This is a genomic window from Bradyrhizobium algeriense (assembly GCF_036924595.1).
In the GTDB taxonomy this organism is placed as follows: Bacteria; Pseudomonadota; Alphaproteobacteria; order Rhizobiales; family Xanthobacteraceae; genus Bradyrhizobium; species Bradyrhizobium algeriense.
In genome coordinates this window covers 7,719,350-7,736,872 of the sequence record NZ_JAZHRV010000001.1, presented here as the reverse complement: position 1 = coordinate 7,736,872, position 17,523 = coordinate 7,719,350, and the positions used below count along the sequence as shown (strand labels likewise).

At 63.6% G+C, this 17,523-nt stretch carries 16 protein-coding genes; 4 read left to right on the top strand and 12 right to left on the bottom strand.

The window, feature by feature from the left end:
* Window positions 1-2 precede the first annotated feature (2 nt).
* Both V1286_RS37060 and V1286_RS37055 read left to right on the top strand, forming a co-directional pair.
* Entirely contained in the window at window positions 3-1,361 is a 1,359-nt protein-coding gene (locus tag V1286_RS37060; RefSeq protein WP_334488744.1) for an aromatic ring-hydroxylating dioxygenase subunit alpha, read from the top strand.
* A gap of 211 nt (window positions 1,362-1,572) precedes the next feature.
* Complete coding sequence (locus V1286_RS37055) at window positions 1,573-3,009, top strand: glutamine synthetase family protein (protein ID WP_334488741.1); 1,437 nt, start codon at window positions 1,573-1,575, stop codon at window positions 3,007-3,009.
* Window positions 3,010-3,159: 150 nt separating this feature from the next.
* On the opposite strand, the gene V1286_RS37050 is transcribed toward V1286_RS37055, so the two are convergent.
* The 7 genes from V1286_RS37050 to V1286_RS37020 form a co-directional block, all read right to left on the bottom strand.
* On the bottom strand, window positions 3,160-3,873 hold the full coding sequence (locus V1286_RS37050) for an ABC transporter ATP-binding protein (protein ID WP_334488738.1): 714 nt from the start codon (window positions 3,871-3,873) through the stop codon (window positions 3,160-3,162).
* Complete coding sequence (locus tag V1286_RS37045) at window positions 3,866-4,633, bottom strand: ABC transporter ATP-binding protein (RefSeq protein ID WP_334490183.1); 768 nt, start codon at window positions 4,631-4,633, stop codon at window positions 3,866-3,868. Before V1286_RS37045 ends, V1286_RS37050 begins: the two co-directional genes overlap by 8 nt.
* Window positions 4,634-4,637: 4 nt before the next feature.
* Window positions 4,638-5,585 carry a branched-chain amino acid ABC transporter permease gene (locus V1286_RS37040; RefSeq protein WP_108519585.1) on the bottom strand — a complete coding sequence of 316 codons (948 nt, stop codon included), beginning with the start codon at window positions 5,583-5,585 and terminating at the stop codon, window positions 4,638-4,640.
* Complete coding sequence (locus tag V1286_RS37035) at window positions 5,582-6,499, bottom strand: branched-chain amino acid ABC transporter permease (protein ID WP_334488733.1); 918 nt, start codon at window positions 6,497-6,499, stop codon at window positions 5,582-5,584. Before V1286_RS37035 ends, V1286_RS37040 begins: the two co-directional genes overlap by 4 nt.
* Window positions 6,500-6,646: 147 nt before the next feature.
* The gene (locus tag V1286_RS37030) at window positions 6,647-7,822 is read right to left on the bottom strand and encodes an ABC transporter substrate-binding protein (protein ID WP_334488731.1); all 1,176 of its coding nucleotides are present in this window, start codon (window positions 7,820-7,822) and stop codon (window positions 6,647-6,649) included.
* 252 nt (window positions 7,823-8,074) lie between these two features.
* Window positions 8,075-8,962: a sigma-70 family RNA polymerase sigma factor gene (locus tag V1286_RS37025; protein WP_334488729.1), complete on the bottom strand. Its 888-nt coding sequence runs from the start codon at window positions 8,960-8,962 to the stop codon at window positions 8,075-8,077.
* A 20-nt stretch (window positions 8,963-8,982) separates the two neighbouring features.
* The gene (locus V1286_RS37020; protein ID WP_334488726.1) at window positions 8,983-9,291 is read right to left on the bottom strand and encodes a hypothetical protein; all 309 of its coding nucleotides are present in this window, start codon (window positions 9,289-9,291) and stop codon (window positions 8,983-8,985) included.
* 209 nt (window positions 9,292-9,500) lie between these two features.
* On the opposite strand from V1286_RS37020, the gene V1286_RS37015 reads away from it, so the two are divergent.
* Window positions 9,501-10,775 (top strand): NAD(P)/FAD-dependent oxidoreductase, encoded by a 1,275-nt coding sequence (locus V1286_RS37015; protein WP_334488723.1) that lies wholly within the window; start codon window positions 9,501-9,503, stop codon window positions 10,773-10,775.
* 3 nt (window positions 10,776-10,778) lie between these two features.
* On the opposite strand, the gene V1286_RS37010 is transcribed toward V1286_RS37015, so the two are convergent.
* The 4 genes from V1286_RS37010 to V1286_RS36995 all read right to left on the bottom strand — a co-directional run bounded on the left by V1286_RS37010 (window position 10,779) and on the right by V1286_RS36995 (window position 15,417).
* On the bottom strand, window positions 10,779-12,455 hold the full coding sequence (locus V1286_RS37010; protein ID WP_417021223.1) for a tannase/feruloyl esterase family alpha/beta hydrolase: 1,677 nt from the start codon (window positions 12,453-12,455) through the stop codon (window positions 10,779-10,781).
* Window positions 12,456-12,546: 91 nt separating this feature from the next.
* Window positions 12,547-13,761 (bottom strand): ABC transporter substrate-binding protein, encoded by a 1,215-nt coding sequence (locus tag V1286_RS37005; RefSeq protein WP_334488720.1) that lies wholly within the window; start codon window positions 13,759-13,761, stop codon window positions 12,547-12,549.
* 86 nt (window positions 13,762-13,847) lie between these two features.
* Window positions 13,848-14,171 carry a 2Fe-2S iron-sulfur cluster-binding protein gene (locus V1286_RS37000; protein WP_334488717.1) on the bottom strand — a complete coding sequence of 108 codons (324 nt, stop codon included), beginning with the start codon at window positions 14,169-14,171 and terminating at the stop codon, window positions 13,848-13,850.
* Between the two features lie 10 nt (window positions 14,172-14,181).
* A complete protein-coding gene (locus V1286_RS36995) occupies window positions 14,182-15,417 on the bottom strand; it encodes a cytochrome P450 (protein WP_334488714.1) in 1,236 nt (411 codons plus the stop codon).
* Window positions 15,418-15,497: 80 nt separating this feature from the next.
* Between V1286_RS36995 and V1286_RS36990 the strand changes: the two genes are divergently transcribed.
* A complete protein-coding gene (locus V1286_RS36990) occupies window positions 15,498-16,028 on the top strand; it encodes a MarR family winged helix-turn-helix transcriptional regulator (protein WP_334488711.1) in 531 nt (176 codons plus the stop codon).
* Between the two features lie 258 nt (window positions 16,029-16,286).
* On the opposite strand, the gene V1286_RS36985 is transcribed toward V1286_RS36990, so the two are convergent.
* Window positions 16,287-17,474 carry an ABC transporter substrate-binding protein gene (locus V1286_RS36985; RefSeq protein ID WP_334490180.1) on the bottom strand — a complete coding sequence of 396 codons (1,188 nt, stop codon included), beginning with the start codon at window positions 17,472-17,474 and terminating at the stop codon, window positions 16,287-16,289.
* Window positions 17,475-17,523 lie beyond the last annotated feature (49 nt).

The window sequence follows — 17,523 nt, the reverse complement described above, 5'->3', positions numbered from 1 at the left end:
CCATGATGAGCCAGGAAGCGAACGACCTGATTACCCGCACCGGGCGCAAGGACCCCTGCGGCAAGCTGATGCGGATGTACTGGCAGCCGGCGGCGCTGGTGGATGAGCTGCAGGGTCCGCGGCCGGTTCGGCCGGTCAAACTGCTCGGCGAAAACCTCGTGCTGTTTCGCGACGAGGGAGGCCACTACGGCCTGATCGATCGCCACTGCGCGCATCGCGGCGCCGACCTCGCCTTCGGCCGGCTGGAGAATGGCGGGCTGCGTTGTGCCTTTCATGGCTGGCTGTTCGACGTCTCAGGCCAATGCCTGGAAACGCCTGCGGAGCCGAAGGACTCAAAACTGTGCCAGGGCATCAAGCAGCGCTCTTATCCGGTGGTCGAGAAGAGCGGCATCCTCTGGGCTTATCTGGGCGAAGGCGAACCACCGGCATTTCCGGAGATCGACTGCTTCGTCGCGCCCGACAGCCATACCTTTGCGTTCAAGGGCCACATCAATTGCAACTGGCTGCAGGCGCTGGAAGTCGGCATCGATCCGGCGCACGCCTCGTTCCTGCATCGCTTCTTCGAGGACGAGGACACTTCCACTGCCTACGGCAAGCAGTTCCGCGGCGCTTCCGCCGGAAGCGATATGCCAATGACGAAGATTTTGCGCGAATACGACAACCCGATCATCAATGTCGAGCACACCGAATACGGGCTGCGCCTGATCGCGCTGCGCGAGATCGACGAGGAGCGGACGCATGTGCGCGTCACCAATCAACTATTTCCGCACGGCTTCGTTATCCCGATGAGCCAGGAGATGACGATCACGCAGTGGCATGTGCCTGTCGATGACGAGAACTGCTACTGGTACGCGATCTTCACCAGCTACACGGCGCCGGTCGAGAAGAAGAAGATGCGCGACCAGCGGCTCGAATTGTACGAGCTGCCGGATTACAAATCGCGCAAGAACAAGAGCAACGATTACGGTTTCGATCCGCACGAACAGGCGACCGAGACCTATACCGGCATGGGAGCCGACATCAACGTCCACGACCAGTGGGCGGTGGAATCGATGGGCGCGATCCAGGACCGCACCAACGAGCATTTGGGCACCTCGGACAAGGCGATCGTGCAGTATCGCCGCTTACTGCGGCAGGAGATCGAAAAGGTGATCGGCGGCGAGAAGCCGTTCATGTTCCTGGACAGCGCGCATGCGCGCAGCATCCAGGGTCCGGCCACCATGGACGGCATCGGGCCGACGCGCGGCTGGGAAATCTACTGGATGGAAGTCGACGTCAAACGCCGCCGCGGCGCGCCGTGGGCGGCGCCGGTGCCGACCGAGATCGCCGGCAAGATCCGCCATCTGTCGGCGGCGGAGTGAGAATGTTTTCCCGAGCACCGATGTTCGCGTTACCTCTCCCCGCTTGCGGGGAGAGGTCGGATCGCGCTTGCGATCCGGGTGAGGGGGTACAGGTCTATCAACTGACATCAACTGGGTGGAGAGAGCCCCTCACCCCGACCCTCTCCCCGCAAGTGCGGGGCGAGGGAGAAGTAAGCCGCTGCGCTTCGGCCTCGAACCGGGGAGTGACGCGTTGAGTTTCGTGGAACGTCACGGGCTGTGGTCTGGAGAACAGCAGGAAGCGGCCGGCCGCCTGCGCAAGATCGTTGAAGAGCAGAAGCTCGAAGTCATCAGGCTTTCATTCCCCGACCAGCACGGCATTTTGCGCGGCAAGACGCTGGTAGCATCCGAAGCGATTGCGTCGCTCGAAAGCGGCTGCTCCATCACCACCACGATGCTCGCCAAGGACACCTCGCACAAGACGGTGTTCCCGGTATTCACGGCCGGCGGCGGCTTCGGCATGAAGGAGATGGAAGGCGCCGCCGACGTCCTGATGGTCGCGGATCCGACGACGTTCCGCGCGCTGCCCTGGGCGCCGACCACGGGATGGCTGCTGTGCGACCTCTACTTCAGCGACGGCCGTCCGGTGCCGTTCGCCACGCGGCACCTCTATCGCAAGGTGCTCGATCAACTGGAAAGCCGTGGTTACGATTTCGTCGCGGGGCTCGAGGTCGAATTCCACCTCTTCAAGCTCGAAGACGCGCATATGGCCCCGGAGGATGCCGGCCAGCCCGGGCGGCCGCCTTCGGTCAGCCTGCTGTCGCACGGCTATCAATACCTGACCGAGCAGCGCTACGACCTGATGGAGCCGGCGCTGGAAATCATCCGGCGTGATGTGCTGGGGCTCGGCCTGCCCCTGCGGTCGGTCGAGGTGGAGTTCGGCCCAAGCCAGTGCGAATTCACCTTCCAGCCGACCAAGGGGCTGACGCCCGCCGACAACATGGTGCTGTTTCGGTCCGCCGTGAAGCAGATCGCCCGCCGCCACGGTTATCACGCCACTTTCATGTGCCGGCCGAAACTGCCGAACGTATTTGCCTCCGGCTGGCACCTGCATCAATCGCTGGTGTCGCGCGCGAACGGCGAGAACGCGTTCATGACCAGGGATGACGGCGAAGCGCTGAGCCCGTTCGGCCGTTTCTATCTCGCAGGACTACTGGAGCATGCGCGTGCGTCAACCGTGTTCACGACGCCCACCATCAACGGCTACAAGCGCTACCGCTCCTATTCGCTGGCGCCCGATCGCGCGATCTGGGGCCGCGACAACCGCGGCGTCATGATCCGCGTGCTCGGCGGCCCGGGCGACTCTGCCACGCGGCTGGAGAACCGGATCGGCGAGCCGGCAGCCAATCCCTATCTCTACATGGCCTCGCAGATTCTCTCCGGCCTCGACGGCGTCGACCGCAAGCTCGATCCGGGGCCGTCGGCGGATACGCCGTATGAGACGAAGGCCGCGCTGTTGCCGAAGAGCCTGCGCGAGGCGGTGTTCGCGCTGAACGACGATCCGTTCTTCCGGCAGGCGCTGGGCGCGGAGTTCGTGGACTATTACGTCCACATCAAGAATGCCGAGATCGAGCGGTTTCAGGCCGAAGTGTCGGACTGGGAGCACCGCGAATATTTCGAGATGTTTTGAGGGAGCTGACGCTCTCTCGTCGTCCCTGCGAACGTAGGGACCCATAACCACAAATTTTTATGGTTACGACAGGTCGTCGAACAGCATCCTTAAATCGATAGATCACGCGGTATGGGTCCCTGCGTTCGCAGGGACGACGATAGAGATGCCTCAAATCCCCAGGTACCTGTGCTGCAGATCCGGCTCGGCGATCAACTGCTCGCTCGTCCCCGTCCACACCGTCCGCCCGCGCTCGATGATGTAGTGGCGGTCGGCGATGCGGGAGAGGTTGGCGACGTTCTTGTCGATGACCAACACCGATTGCCCGCGGCCCTTCAGCATCGACAGGCAATTCCAGATTTCCTCGCGGATCAAAGGCGCGAGGCCTTCGGTGGCTTCATCGAGGATCAACAGCTTCGGATTGGTCATCAGCGCGCGGCCGATCGCCAGCATCTGCTGCTCGCCGCCCGACAGCGTCACGCCCATGTTGCCGCTTCGCTCGGCGAGCCGCGGAAACAGCGCGTGGATTTTGTCGATGGTCCAGGGATCGGGATTGCCCTGACGGTTGCCGGAAGCCGCGACCAGATTTTCATACACCGTGAGGTTCGGAAAGATCTGGCGGCCTTCCGGCACCAGGCCGATGCCGAGTTTTGCAATTTTATACGACGGCAGGCTGCGCACTTCCTCGCCGGCGAAGCGGACCTTGCCTGATCGGGCCGGCGTCATGCCCATGATAGAGCGGATAGTCGTGGTCTTGCCCATGCCGTTGCGGCCCATCAGGGCGACCATCTCGCCGGAGTGGACCTTCAACGAAAGCCCGAACAGCACCTGACTGAGGCCGTAGCAGGTCTCGATGCCGTCGATTTCCAACAAGGTTTCAGCCATGACCGACCACCACATGCTGGTCGCCGAGATAGGCGCGCTTCACCTCCTCATTGCTCCGGATCGCATCTGGATCGCCTGAGGCGATGACACGGCCATAGACCAGCACGGTGATGCGGTCGGCCAGCGCGAACACCGCTTCCATGTCGTGTTCGACCAGCACGATCGTGACTTCCTTTCGCAATTCCTTCAGCAGCGCCACCATGCGCGCGGATTCGGTGACGCCGAGGCCGGCCATCGGCTCGTCGAGCAGCAGCAATTGCGGCTTTGTGGCGAGCGCCACCGCGAGCTCCAGCTCGCGCTGTTCGCCGTGGCTTAATTCGGACACTGGCACGTCGGCCCGTTTCGCAAGCCCTACCCGCGTTAGCGCCGCCTGCGCGGCGTCGCGCAGATGCCTCTCCTTGCGCGCGCTGCCCCAGAATCGGAACGAGTGCCCGTCGTGCGCCTGGGCTGCGAGCGCAACATTGTCGGCGGCCGTGAAGTCCGGCAGCAGCGAGGTGATCTGGAACGAGCGCGCCAGGCCGAGCCGGCTACGTTGATAGGACGGCAGCCGGGTGACGTCGCGGCCGGCAAAATGAACCGTGCCGGAATTCGGCATCAATTGCCCGGTCAACTGGCTGATCAGCGTGGTCTTGCCGGCGCCGTTCGGACCGATGATGGCGTGCAGTTCGCCCGGCACGACGTCGAGCGACAGGTTGTCGGTGGCAAGAATGCCGCCGAAGCGCCGGACCAGGTTTTCGACGCGGAGCAAGGGATCAGCCAAAGAATCAGCCACGGCTCAACCTCCCGAGCACGCCCATGATGCCGCCGCGCGCGAACAGCACGATCAGCAGCAACAGCGGGCCCATGATCAACGCCCAGTATTCGGTGAATTGCGACAGGACTTCTTCCAGCAGGAGGAACACGATGGTGCCGAGCACCGGCCCGAACAGCGAGCCCATGCCGCCGAACACCACCATCACCATGAGTTCGCCGGAGCGGGTCCAGTACATCCCGGCCGGGCTGATGAAGTCGGTATTGTTCGCCAATAGCGCGCCGGCAAGGCCGCAGATGGTGCCCGAGATGACGAAACAAACGAGACGATATCTGTTGGCATGAAAGCCAATCGCCTGCATGCGCTGCTCGTTGGAACGAACGCCCTGCACCACCATGCCGAACCGCGAATTGATGATGCGCCAGATCAGGTAGACGCCGCCGAACAGGCAGCCGAGGCAGAGGTAATAGAACTGCACGCGGTTCGACAGGTCGATCAGGCCGCCGAAAGTGCTGCGCTTGTAGATGGTGAGGCCGTCGTCGCCACCATAGCGCGAGAGACCCGAGGCGATGTAATAGGCCATCTGCGCGAAGGCGAGCGTGATCATGATGAAATAGACGCCGCGGGTGCGCAGACTGAGCGCGCCGATCACGAGCGCATACAGCGCCGATGCCGCCAGCGCCACCGGCCACTGGATGAAGCCGGAGCCGATGCCCTCATAGGCGAGGATGCCCACCGCATAGCCGCCGATGCCGAGATAGGCGGCATGGCCAAAACTCATCATGCCGCCATAGCCCATGATGAGGTTGAGGCTGGCGGCGGCGAGCGCAAAGATGACGATGCGGGTGAACAGCGTCAGGATGAAGATGTTGCCGGTCAGCGCGGAATAAAGCGGCAGCAGCAGCAAGCCAAGCGCGACGAGCGCCACGACGACGTTACGGACGTTGAGTTGAGATTTCATCGCTTGGCGGCCGGAAACAGCCCCTCCGGCCGCACGACGAGCACAATCGCCATCAGCAGATAGATCAGCATCGAGGACAATGCGGGTGCCGCGGTGGAGGCTGCGGCGGAACTCAACACCATGCGCAGCAAATCAGGCAGGAAGGCGCGGCCGAGCGTATCGATCATGCCGACGAAGATCGCAGCAAGGAACGCGCCGCGGATCGAGCCGATGCCGCCGATGACGATGATGACGAAGGCAAGGATGAGGATGTTCTCGCCCATGCCGATCTGCACGGTGAGGATCGGCGCTTGCATCAACCCGGCAAGGCCGGCGAGCGCGGCGCCTAACCCGAACACCAGCGTAAACAGCAGCTTGATATTGATGCCGAGCGCGCCGATCATTTCGCGGTTGGAGGCGCCGGCGCGGATCAGCATGCCGATGCGGGTCCGCATGACGACGATATAAAGCAGCGCCGCGACCGCCAGCGCGACCACGATGATCGACAGCCGATAGGCCGGATAGAACACGCCGGGGACGATCTGCACCGGCACGGTCAGCCAGGCCGGCAGCGGCAGCGACAGGCCGGCCGGGCCCCAGATCAGCCGTACCGCGTCGTTGAAGAAAAGAATCAGCCCGAAGGTCGCCAGCACCTGGTCGAGATGGTCGCGGCCGTAGAGATGCCGGAGCGCGATGAATTCGAGCGCGATGCCCAGCAGCAACGTGGCGCCGAGCGCCAGCAGGATGCCGAGCACAAAACTGTTCGTCCAGGCCACGAAGGTGGCGGCGAAATAGGCGCCCATCATGTAGAGCGAGCCGTGCGCCAGATTGACGAAATCCATGATGCCGAACACCAGCGTCAGGCCGGCCGCCAGCAAAAACAGCAGCAGGCCGAACTGCAGGCCGTTCAGCGATTGTTCTACGAGGACGAGCATGGATCCCTAAACTCTAGGCCTAACAAAACAGCGGCAGCACATCTGCGCCGCCGCCATTTTCTTGTTGGGCGGATGATCTGTCGCAAACCACCCCCGGGTCAAGCCCGAGGGCGTATCCGCGAGATCATGCACCGGCCATGCCAACCATCACTTCTTCATCGGACATTTGTCGGCGAAACGGTCCTGGTCGTCCTTGACGATGGTCGCCACCGTCTTGAGCGCGAGCTGGCCGTCGGCGTCCTTGACCACGTCCTGCAGGTAGAAATTCTGGATCGGGATGTGGTTGTTGCCGTACTTGAACGGACCGCGCACCGACTTGAAGTTCGCCTTCTCCATCTCGGCCTTCATCTCGTCCTTCTTCGAGGTATCGCCCTTTACGGCGATAACCGCGCTGTTGATCAGGTTCGCGGCGTCATAGGACTGCGCGCCGTAGAAGGTCGGGCGCAGGCCGGTATACTTCTTGCGATAGTCTTCGACGAACTTCTTGTTCTCGGCGTTCGGCAAATCGTTGACCCATTGCTGCGCGCCGGGAACGCCGAGCGCGTTTTCCTTTTGCAGCGGCAATGACAGTTCGTCGATGGTGAAGGCCGTATAGAGCGGGATCTGCGCCTTGATGCCGGCCTGTGCATACTGATTGAGGAACTGCACGCCGGCAGCGCCCGGATAGAACACGAAGATCGACTCGGCCTTGGAGTTCTTGGCCTTGGTGAGTTCGGCGGAGAAGTCGAGCTGGCTCGGCCACACCGTATATTCCTCGCCCACGACCTGGCCCTTGAACGTGCTCTTCACGCCGGCCAGCATGTCCTTGCCCGCCGCGTAGTTCGGGCCGATCAGGAACACCGACTTGACGCCCTTCTGGTTCATGTAAGTGCCGACCGCCTGCGGGGTCTGGTCGTTCTGCCAGGAGGTCGAGAACACGTAGGGCGAGCAGAGTTCGCCGGCGAGCTGCGAGGGCCCGGCATTGGCCGAGATCAGGAAGGTTTTTGAATCGACCGCGGTCTTGAGCGAGGCCAGCAGCACGTTCGACCAGATATAGCCGGCGATGAAATCGACCTTGTCGGACTGGATCAGCTTTTCGGTCTTCTGCTTGCCCACATCAGGCTTCTGGCCGTCGTCCTCATAGATCACCTCGACGGGCTTGCCGCCCATCTTGCGGCCGAGATGGTCCAGCGCCAGCTCGAACGAGTTGCGCATGTCGTTGCCGATTACAGCGGTCGGGCCACTGAAGGTCGAAACAAAGCCGATCTTGATGGTATCGCCTGCGAACGCCGTCTGCGTCAGCGCCAAAACGGTTGCGCCCGCCAGCCAGAATGCCTTTTTCATAATCACTCCCCTCCTCGTTATCGAACCAGACCCGGTCGACCGGGCGAACCGGGCTTGTCTCGCACGCCTCATTATCAGGTGAGGTATTTTGTGCGCGAAATCGCTGGTCTGCGGCAAGCATGAACCGCCGGCCCGGCTTTGGACCTTCGGCTCATGCCGCCGATGGCCTGCACCATAATTCGCGGATGGTAGGGATGGCAAGAACTATAGTTCCGGTTGCCGGGGCAACAATTGTCGCACGTGGCGAGCGGTTCAGACCGAATATTCCGCGCCGTCGATCGCGTACGCCGCATGGCGGAAATCACGGATGGTCGCGACCTTGCCGGCCGCCCATCCCAGCAGCATGAAGTATTTCGGGGCCCCATCAAGCTCGTTCGGGTCGAACACTAGAATAGCGGGATGTCCCTCCACCAGACCCGGCACGAGACGCCAGTCGCTCACCTTGGCGTAATTGCCGAAATAGCGGGACACTTCGGCCTTGCCGTTCAGGCGGGACTTGCTGACGAGATCGAGCCTGACGTCGTCTGCGATCATGGCGCGGATCGCGTCGAAATCGCGCGCGTTGAAGCGGGCGACGTAGGCGCCAAGCCGCGCGCGGTCGGCATCCGATAATCGCTGTTGCGGCGCGTCGTCCGGCTCATCGGCGATTTCCCGCAACTGCGCGCGGCCGCGATGCAGCGCGGCCTTGGCTGCGGGCAGGCTGCAATCCATCACCTCGCAGATCTCGTTGAGCGAGCAGCCGAGCACGTCCATCAGGATCACGCTCGAGCGTTGCGCCACCGGCAGGCGCATGAAGGTGCGCAAGGAGGTGGCGGCGATCTGGCGGCTCTCCACGGCATCGAGCTGGTCAACGATCATTTCCACCTCCTCACCCGAGCGCAGCGCCTCCTGGCGGTTGCGCCGGCGCAGGAAATCCAGCGCCGTGTTGTGCGCGATCCGGAACAGCCAGCCCTCGGGATTGCCGATGTTGCCGGCGGCGGCATGCGCCTCCACCGCCTTGATCAGCGCGTCCTGCAGCACGTCCTCGCCGTCGATCACAGAGCCGACCATGCGCGCGCAATAGCGATGCAGCCTTGGCCGCATCGCTACCAGCAGGCGTTCGAGGTCGAAGGCGGCGGACGTCTCGGGCACAACTGTCATTCTGCCTCCGGCAATCGGGTTCAGTTCTCGCCCAACATGCGATAATTGCCGACGATGGCGGCGCCCTTAGGCAGCGGCGGTTCGACGCAACGGTCCCGAATGCCGCTCTGGAACGCGGCGAATGCCGCCAGCTTCGGCAACGGGCTGGAGCCGTCATCGGCCGCGCTCTCGACCAAATGGATGAAGGTGTCATCCTCCAGCCGCAGCGACATATAACGGAAGCCTTCCGGCTGCGCCGCCTTCAGTTCCGCAAACACCGCCGCGACCAGTTCGGCATTCCTGTCGGCCATTTCCGGCTTTGTCCTGTATCTTACCACGGTCCGTCGCATGGGCTTCTCCTCGTTGGCGGCTGCAAAGGCAGCGCTTCGATCCCGAGGACGTTTGGAACCAGCCAAAGGATGCGGTCCCGAAAAAATCTTTTCGCCCCTTCGCGCGATACGCATTCGCTATCGACCGATTAGCAAAGGCGCCTTGGACCGGTGAGAGAAATGGCTACATAATCCATGTGTTGAGACATCCGAAACCGGGGTTGCATGCCATGACGACAGCGCCGAAACAGCCCCATCACGTGGTGATCGTCGGCGCCGGTTTCGGCGGCCTGGAGACCGCCTTCGGCCTCGCCGGTGCGCCGGTCAGGATCACGCTGATCGACCGCCGCAACCATCATCTGTTCCAGCCGCTGCTCTACCAGGTCGCAACCGCTTCGCTGGCGACGTCGGAAATCGCCTGGCCGATCCGCTATTTGCTGCGCGGACGCAAGGAGGTGACGACGCTGTTCGCAAATGTCAGCGGCGTCGATGCCGCGGGAAAGCGCGTGCTACTCGATGACGGCGATGCGCTGCCCTATGACACGCTGGTGCTCGCCACCGGCGCCCGCCACGCCTATTTCGGCCACGACGAGTGGGAGCCGTTCGCGCCGGGCCTCAAAACGCTGGAGGACGCCACCACGCTGCGGCGGCGCATCCTGGTCGCCTTCGAGCGCGCCGAGCGCGAGACCGACCCAGTGCGGCGCGCGGCGCTGCTCACCTTCGTCATCATCGGCGCCGGCCCGACCGGCGTCGAAATGGCCGGAACCATCGCCGACCTCGCCAGGGACACGCTGCCGCCGGATTTTCGCAACATCGACACCCACAAGACCCGCGTCGTCCTGGTCGAGGCCGGCCCACGCGTGCTCGCCGGTTTTCCCGAGGACCTCTCGGCCTATGCGCAGCGTTCGCTGGAGGAGCTCGGCGTCGAGGTGGTGCTGGGACAGCCCGTCACCGAATGCGCGATCGACGGTGTCGTCTATGGCGGCAACAGACTGGAGGCCAGAACCATCGTCTGGGCCGCCGGCGTGCGCGCCTCGCGCGCGGCGGAATGGCTGAACGCGCCCGCCGACCGCGCCTACCGCTTGAAGGTCGAGCCAGATTTGACCGTGCCCGGCCATCCCGACATCTTTGCCGTCGGCGACACCGTGACCATCGCCGGCCCCGACGGCAATCCGGTGCCGGGTATCGCGCCGGCGGCGAAACAGCAGGGACGCTACGTGGCGGCGCTGATCAAGGCGCGCTTGAGCGGCGGCACGCTGCCGCCGTTCCGCTACAAGCATGCCGGCAGCCTCGCGCAGATCGGCAAGAAAAAAGCGGTGATCGATTTCGGCCGTATCAAGCTGCGTGGCAATCTCGCCTGGTGGATCTGGGGCATCGCCCACATCTACTTCCTGATCGGCCTGCGCAACCGGCTCAGCGTCGCGCTGAGCTGGCTGTGGATCCACGCCCGCGATCAACGCGCCGCCCGGCTGATCACGCAAGGCTCGAGCAAGGTCACGGGATAAAGTTCACGGCGCGCAGGAAAAACTTGCCGCGCGATTGACCTCTCCCGATTTGTAATGCGGCCATGCCGGCCACTGGCACAAGGGAAGCGCGCGCGTCGTTTCGAACCCCGGCGCTTCGACCTTCTGCTCGGTCACCTCGAGATCGCCGGGCGCCTTGCCATTCTCGACCCAGTCGACCAGCACAGCCAGCATGTCGACATTGGCGGGCGCACCGGAGCCGACGTGATCGACGCCGGGCGCCGTGTAGAGCCGGGCGAACTCCGCCGTCTTCTCCTTGCCCAGCTTGCGCTGCACGTTTTCGAAATAGCGGATTCCCGCGTAGGGGCTCTGGGCGTAGTCGGCCATGTTCTCAAGAATCACGAGCCTGCCGCCGCGCGCGGCAAAGCGGCTGAGGTCCGGATTGGTCGAGTCCATCAGCTTGGATACCTGAAGCAACCGCTCCTTGTGATCGTCAGGCTTGTAGGTCGTGACGTCGAGTTTCGGGTCGCGCGCGAAGACATATTGGATGCCGCCCGCACCGTAGATCCAGGCGATGCCGTTGCCCGGTACTGGCGGCTGCGCCGGCGCCGCCTTGCCGAGCCACCAGGCGCCCCAGCCGCCGGTCGGACCGAAGGCTGGGGTGTTTTCGCCTGAGACGCCCCAGCCCGGATAATCATCAAGGCCGTTCTCTAACGGGAAGGAGAACTTGTAGGTCGAATGCAGCGTCTTGATCGCCGCGATCTGCGGCTCGCTCAAACACTGGTCGCCGTTTTTGCCCTCCGTGCAGTGCAGTGAGTCCGGCTGGAATTTCGCCTTGCAGCCGACCGGATCCAGAACAAGCAGATCCTCGGCGCCATCAGCCTTGTCGCAAGCCTGCAGTACCGCCTTGGCCACGAGTTCGACTTGCGCAGGCCGAATCCAGCCTTCGCCCATCGTGGCTAACCCCGCCCGCGTCCCGGCATGCTGCAAGCCAACCCAGTTGATGACGGGCACGCGGGCAAAGATGCCGTCAAAGTCCTCGGGATAGCGCTGCGCCATCGTCAGCGCCTCGCGGCCGCCTTCCGACGATCCCATGAAGTATAGTCTTGTCGGTGGATTGCCATACGCCCGCACCATCAGCGCGACGGCGGCATCCCGCACGCGCTTATAGGATCGATGCGCGAAATTCTCAAAGGCCTCATCGTTGAGCGCGAACACCTGTGGCGGCTCGCCCGGCTTGGTCTCGTGGCCGGAATCCGTGCCATAGGTGACGAAGCCGCGTGCCAGCGGCGAAGGTGTCCCGAACGGATAGGCCGGCGGCAAGGTAAGGCCTGTAATCAGCACACCGTTAAAACCGCCACCGCCATATTGCAGCGAGCGGCCGTTCCACTCGACCGGGAGGTTTACCTGGAATTTGATAGGCGGCGCCTTGGGATCGGACGGTGCGATCTGGCCGAGCACCTTGCAGAATTCCGGATTGGCCGGCGTGACGCGCGCGGCCGGCGTCGGCCCCCTTTCGGCGACCGCGAGCGGAGTAGGCGCGATCATGGAGGCGGAGTCGATCCGGACAGCATTATCGGCCGGTCGGATGAGGCCGCTGCAGGTCGCGGCCGGATCGCCGGTCATCTTCGCGGCCATCGCATCCGTACTAATGAGCGATGTCGCCGCGAGCAACGAGGCCAACTGAGTCCACGCGCGCAGATCGAACTTGAAGTGTTGCATCGTTTCCCCCGCTATCGTCTTGCAGCCGCGTTTTGGCCGGCCGTCAGGCCTACAATGGTTTGCGCCACGCAGACGTCAATCGAAATAAGCCTCACTTCACCAGCGAGCAGCCGCCGTCCGCAAGCGGGCGGAACGCCTGGTCGGCCGGAATGGTCGAGACCAGCTTGTAGTAATCGTAAGGATATTTCGACTCTCCCGGCTTCTTCACCTCGAACAGATACATCGGGTGAATGACGCGGCCGTCCTGGCGGATGGTGACGTCGCCGAACAATTTGTCCTTGCCCTTGAACTTCTTCATCTGCGGCACCGCATCTTTTGCATGGTCGCTGCCGGTCGCCGCCACCGCGTTGAGATAGGCCAGCGTGGAAGCATAGACGCCGGCCTGATTGCCGCTCGGCATCTTGCCGTTCACGCCCGGCCGCGCCGCGAAGCGTTTTGCAAACGCGCGGGTGTCGTCATCCATGTCCCAGTAGAACGCCTCGAACAATTGCAGGCCCTGGCCTACCTTCAAGCCCATGCCGTGGACATCGTTGATGAACAGCAGGAACGCCACCATGGTCTGGCCGCTTTGCTGGAGGCCGAACTCCGCCGCCTGCTTCACCGCGTTGACGGTGTCGCCGCCGGCATTGGCGAGCCCGATCACCTTGGCCTTGGAATTCTGCGCCTGCAGCAACAGCGAAGCAAAATCCGCCGTGTTGAGCGGATGCTTGGCCGAGCCCAGCACCTTGCCGCCGTGCTTTTCGATGTAATTGGTGGCCTCGGCCTCGATGCCCTGGCCGAGCGCGAAATTCACCGTGATGAAGTACCATTCCTTGCCGCCGCGCGCCATCATCGCCGCCGCGGTGGAGTTGCCGGTCGCCCAGGCGTCGTTGACCCACTGGATGGTGTTGGGCGAGCAGGCCTTGCCGGTCAGGTCGGAACTGGCGGTGGATGACGCGAGGAACGTCATGCGGCTGTCGCGCAGCAGCGAGTTGATGGTGAGGCCGACGGCCGAGTTCGGCACGTCGACCACCGCATCGACGCCGTCGACATCGAGCCATTTGCGCACGATCGCCGAACCCACGTCGGCCTTGTTCTGGTGATCGGCGTAGACAATCTCGACCTTGATGCCCTTGCCGCCGCCGTTGAAATCTTCCGCCGCCATCCGCGCGGCCTCCACCGAACCCATGCCGTTGGTGTCCTGGAAGATGCCCGAGATATCGTTGAGCACGCCGACGCGCACGACATTGTCCGATATCTCCGCGCGCGCCGCGCCCGATACCGCACATGACAAGGCAAGCGCCAAGCCGAACCTGCAAACCTTCATTGTTCTCTCCCTTTGGAATCTGATTTTAAGTTTCCCGGACTGCGCCGGGTTAATTTCATTGCGCGAAGCGCGCTGCGATTACGCCGTCACAATTGCCGGTCCGGCAGGCTGAGGACCAAACCATCGAGATCAGCGGCGAGCTTGATCTGGCAGGACAGGCGGCTGTTGATCCGCCGTTCGGCGGCGGCGCCGTCCAGCAGCGCGTCCTCGTCGCCGCCCATGGCCGGCAGCCGGGCGAGCCAGTCCTCCTCGACATAGACATGGCAGGTGGCGCACATGGCGTTGCCGCCGCACTCCGCCAGGATTCCGTTGATGTCCTTCCGCGTCGCGGCCTGCATCGCGCTTTCGCCCACGCTCGCCTCGATCTGCTGCGCGCGGCCATCGGGATGGATGAAGGTGATGCTTGGCATAAGCGGTCCGTCAGGCCGGAGAAATCGTAATGGGGAGACTTTCGAGGCCGCGCAGCGTGTTGTTGTAGCGGCGCTTCACCGGACCGGTGATCGCGATGGTCGCGACCTTGCGCGCGATCGCGGCCAGCATCACCTCGCCTTCGACACGCGCGAGAAGCTGGCCGACGCACATATGGATGCCCGAGCCAAACCCGACATGGCCCGAGGTACGGCGGGTGACGTCGTAGCTGTCAGGATTTTCCCAGCGACGCGGATCGCGGTTGGCGGCGCCGAGGAACATCAGCACCTTCTCGCCTTCGCCGATGCGATGGCCGGCGAGTTCGACCTCCCGCGTCGTGGTGCGGAAGAAGGTTTGTACCGGGCTTTCGTAGCGGATCGCCTCCTCGAACGCATTACGCGCCAGCGTCGGATCGCTGCGCAGCCGCGCGAGTTGATCGGGAAAGCGCGCCAGGCAATAGATCGCGGCGCCGATGCCGTTGACGGTCGTGTCGAGGCCCGCCGAAAGCAGCGAGCGCACCAACAGCGGCGCCTCTTCCGCGGTGATGTCGCCCGCATCGGCGCGGGCATGGACACAGGCGCCGAATCCGCCGGGCGCGAGATTTTCGCGCTGGCACTGCGCGGCGACATAGGCCTGGTGCGGCGCCGAGCGTTCGATCGCCTCCTGGCGCAACTGGTTCGGCGGCCCGAAGGAGTTGAACACCAGGCTCGCGTAAGGCAGCAGGTTCTCGCGCCCCTCCTGCTTCAGGCCCATCGCATCGGGAAACACCGAGAGCGGATAGGCCTCCGCAAGATCGGCAACCGCGTCGAAACTTCCACGCGCCAGCAATTCGTCGACCTTGGCGGCGGCCATCGCCGTGAAATGGTCGCGCACCCCTTTCATCGCCGTCGGCGACAGCACTTGGGCGAGCACCGTGCGCGTCCTGGTATGCGCCGGAGGGTCGGCCTCAAGAATGATGCTCTGCGGGCGCCACGGCTTTTCCTTGGCGAAATCGCTCAGGCCCACGCCGCGGCTCGAACAGAACGTCAGGGGGTCGTTGAGGACGGCATGCACCTCCGCATAGCGCGCCACGCCGTAGACGCCCCATTTGTCGAGCCAGACCAGCGGCCCGGCCTCGCGGAGGGTGTCGTGGATCGCGTGCGGATCCTCGAAAAACTCGTTCGAGAACGGGTCTACGTCCAGGCTTGGCACACCGGCCGGCGCCGCCCGCGCCGGGGTTGCAGAATCTGTGCGGGAGGTCGCGCTCATGTGGGTCTCCTGCATATTGTTCTTGCGGAACGGTGTGCCCTGTCTCTATGTCTGGAATGCTGGAGCGGCTTCGGAAGAGCATGAGCAGGAACAAACAGGCGCGCGCGCCCCGCGCGGGCACGGCAGGCAGGAGCGGACGCGCCGAGCAGGTGCTCGACCTCGACCGCTACGTCCCGGCGCTCATCACCTTCATCGCCAACAAATTGTCGCGCAGCGCGACCGTGGTCTATCAGAAGCGCTTTGGCGTCAACGTCACGGAATGGCGGATCCTGTCGCTGCTGGCGATCGAGCCGGAAATTTCGGCGGCCCGCATCTGCCACGTCATCGGCTTCGACAAGGGACCGGTCAGCAGAACCTTGGCAGGAATGGAGGAGCGCGGGCTGGTCAGCATCAGGGCCGACCGGCAGGACGGACGCACCCATTCGATCTCGCTGACCGCGAAGGGATTTACCACCCACGACCAGGTCATCGCGGTCGCGCTCGAGCGCGAACGCCGCCTGCTCTCCTGCCTGAGCAAGCCGGAGCGGGAAACCCTGATCGGGCTGCTGCTGCGGGTTCACGGCAATCTCGATGCCGTAAAAGGCGCGGGCGAAATCAACGACCGGGACTGAGCGGAACGCGTCGGCCACGCCGCGCTGAACGACGACGACGCCATCGTGCTGCGCGCGCAGTACCGCACTGTGTCGTGACGATCCGACACGCCCAAACATCCGTTTCTCCCTGCGCGGCCCGGCACTCTCTGCGCTCTGCGATCGGCCGCTTGTCGAAAACAGGCTCGCACAAATTAGTTGCCTTGGCAACATAAACGGCAGGCCTCGACGATCGATTTTCGGCTGCTGCCGGTTCCTGCCGGCAGCAAGCCGATCAGGTCATTTCTTGACCAGCGGGCAGTTGCCCTCGCTTTCGGGGCGAAACGCCTGATCGCCCGGAATTGTCGCAACGACCTTGAGCAGGTCCCACTTCGACGTGGACTCGTCGGGCTTCTTCACCTCCAGCAGATAGAACGGGTGAATCTTGCGGCCGTCGCTGCGGATGCTGCCCTTGCCGAACAGCGGATCGTCGGTCGGCATCGCCTTCATCGCCGCGACCACGGCCTTGCCGTCGGCGGCACCGCCGATCTTGTCGACCGCTTTCAGGTAATGCAGCACAGACGCGTAGACGCCGGCCTGCATGTCGTTCGGATAATTCTTCTGCGGATGGCGTTCGGCGAACCGCTTGGCGAAGGCACGCGTGCCGTCGTTCAAATCCCAGTAGAACGGATTCATGATCTGCGCGCCCTGCGCCGCCTTTAGGCCGAGCGCGGGAATGCCGTTCATGCCGAGAATCAGCCCGACCAGCTTCTGCTTCTTCGTCAGCCCGAACTCTGCCGCCTGCTTGATCGAGGTGATGGTGTCGTCGCCCGCATTGGCCACGCCGACGATATCGGCGCCCGAGGCCTGCGCCTGCAGAAGGAACGACGCATAGTCGGCGGTGCCGAGCGGATGGCGCACGGCGCCGAGCACTTCGCCCCCCGAGGCCTTGACGCCTTCGGCGGCCTGCCTCTCCAGATCGTGGCCGAAGGCGTAATCGGCGGTCAGGAAGAACCATTTCTTGCCGCCCTGCGCGACCACGGCTTTGCCGAGGCCGCGGCCATAAGCGTAGGTGTCGTAGGTCCAGTGCACGATATTCGGCGTGCACTTTTCGCCGGTGAGAAGCGCGGTTCCGGCGCCCGAACCGATGAAGACCTTGTTCTTCTGCTCGCTCATATTGGCGACCGCGAGCGCGATCGCCGAGTTCGGCAGGTCGAAAATGGCGTCGATGCTTTCGGTGTCATACCAGCGCCGCGCGATGCCGACGCCGACATCGGTCTTGTTCTGATGATCGGCGGTGATGACTTCGACGGGCTTGCCGGCGGCCTTGCCGCCATAATCCTCCACGGCCATTTGCGCTGATATGACCGAGCCTACGCCCTGATAGGTCGAAAACACGCCCGACTGGTCGTTGAGCACGCCGATCCGGACGCGCTCCTGGCCGTGGGCCGTACTGGCAAGCATGCCGCCGAGCGCGGCAACGAGCATTCCTGTGCGAAACAACTGTCGCATACATTCCCTCCCTCTATGGAAACGG